Below are 1,987 nucleotides of genomic sequence, written 5' to 3'. Positions count from 1 at the left end.
GGATACTATGTGGAACCAACCATTTTTGACAACTGCACGCCGGATATGGCCATTGCAAGAGAAGAAATTTTTGGCCCGGTCATTGCCCTTTTAAAAGCGGAATCTGTGGAAGAAGCGCTGAAGCTGGCGAATGATACCGAGTACGGCTTAAGTGCTTCTATCTTTACAGCGAATATTGGGCATTTATTGTCCTTCGTCAATGATATGGAAGCGGGGCTGATCCGGGTAAATGCGGAAAGCGCCGGGGTTGAACTTCAGGCTCCATTCGGCGGCATGAAGCAGTCCAGCTCATATTCCCGTGAACAGGGAGAAGCAGCGAAAGAATTCTTTACATCGATTAAAACTGTATTCGTTAAATAAGACGGTTGTTGAGAAAGGAAGAAGGAAAGTGTGGATCGTAACCGTTTTTTCTGAAAAACAGGTACGCATGTTTGAATACAGTTGTGAGAATGATGCAAGATCGGCAATGAAGAAGCTATCAGGAACCGCCTTTTTAACCAATGTAATCTAAAAAGGTCTAGCACGACAAGGTTAAGCTTGTCGTGCTTTTTCTATATTGATGTAAGTTATGCCTGTCAACAGCTTGATACATCGCTTTTATAAAGATGCGAGGCAGGTTTCAACAGGGTTTCCGCTTGTATCTTAAGTAGGCCTGAATGTTGGTTGACTGCATTTTTCGTTTGATATGAACTATAAATCGAGAGAAAATCTTTATCTTTCCACATGGTCTTCGAATGATGTGGATGAAAGTCTACACTATCTTCTTCTCCTGGATAAAATTCAAAATGAGTTATGTATCTTATTGACTTATAATTATATTTGTCTTACAATTGTACAAAAGGATAATTTGGAAGTTAATAAACTAAGGTGATGAAAACAACATTACAAGCATTTAGAAAGTTAATTTGTTAAATATGTATTTGTTTCTAAGCAGATGATTAAACAGGAATTTGATCTAATTTTTTATTTAATCATTTTCAAAACCAATTAAAATTTTAAAGAGTTTTGAAAGGGATTACAAAAAAGTAAGAATCTTGTTAAGCAGGAAAAGCTTAAGCAGATTATTCTTAGCTGAGTCCTAAAAAGGGGGTTAAACAAGAATAATTTGAAAGCGGTTCCACTTAAAATTAATTAAACGTATGATGAGAAATCTAAATTGTATTTAATGCAACAACTTAGTTAAATCAAATAATGGACGGGAGTCGGAATTCATGATTTTAAAGAATGTGATAGATTTAAGGAAGAATATAACAAAACATCAGGAAGATATGCACGAATTAGCAAATTATAAAGGAATAGCCCATCCGGATGTTATAAAAGCCAGCCAACAATTAAACAAAGAAATTGTAAGGTTACAAAAAATTATTCAGGAAATTCGTTTCTTCTCATAGTGAATAGCTCTTAATAGATATATCAACATATCGATGTTTGTAAGCGTCAATTAAAGTTATGTTTACGCAATGCTGAGAAGACAACTAATTTTAAAAAATAAGTGGATGAGTATAAAATAATGTTTAGCAGGTAAACTGTATCCTTTGAATATTCAGCTAGCAGCTAATTATGTAGAAAGCTATTTGATTGAATGGCAGTAAAAACATTTTACTTTATGAGCGGGTTCGTTAAGGAAGATAAATAAAAAACTTAGCCAGCAGGAGTGAACCTAATCATAAGCGTATTTAAACAAAAGTATACCTTTGAATAGGTATACTTTTTTATTAGGGTTCACATAAGTTTGCTTTACGCGACATTCACTTTGAGCACCAAATACTTCACTGACAGGTTAAAAAAATTCTAAAAAAGAAAATAAATCATTCAAAAGCGGTCATTTGCGAGACAGTACCACAGGGTATAAACGTTCATTTTATTTTGCAGGTTGACCAATAGTTGATCGAAACGGTTGATTTGTATCATTATTCAATTTCCATTGTTTTTTAAAATATTATATGTTATATTGGCCTGGAACTTATTAAAGATATTTAATAAGTTT

The 1,987-nt window shown here is 33.8% G+C and carries 2 protein-coding genes; both read left to right on the top strand.

Annotated features, from left to right (window positions below):
- Nucleotides 1–360 (top strand): aldehyde dehydrogenase family protein (locus L2D08_RS23550; RefSeq protein ID WP_242237988.1); only part of this gene is annotated, 360 nt, incomplete at its 5' end.
- An 851-nt stretch (nt 361–1,211) separates the two neighbouring features.
- The gene (locus L2D08_RS23545; protein WP_242237985.1) at nt 1,212–1,391 is read left to right on the top strand and encodes an aspartyl-phosphate phosphatase Spo0E family protein; all 180 of its coding nucleotides are present in this window, start codon (nt 1,212–1,214) and stop codon (nt 1,389–1,391) included.
- Nucleotides 1,392–1,987: the final 596 nt, after the last annotated feature.

The organism is Domibacillus sp. PGB-M46 (assembly GCF_022668875.1).
GTDB lineage: Bacteria > Bacillota > Bacilli > Bacillales > Domibacillaceae > Domibacillus.
Note: the sequence above shows the minus strand (reverse complement) of the source record. Positions and strands in the feature narration are given on the sequence as shown.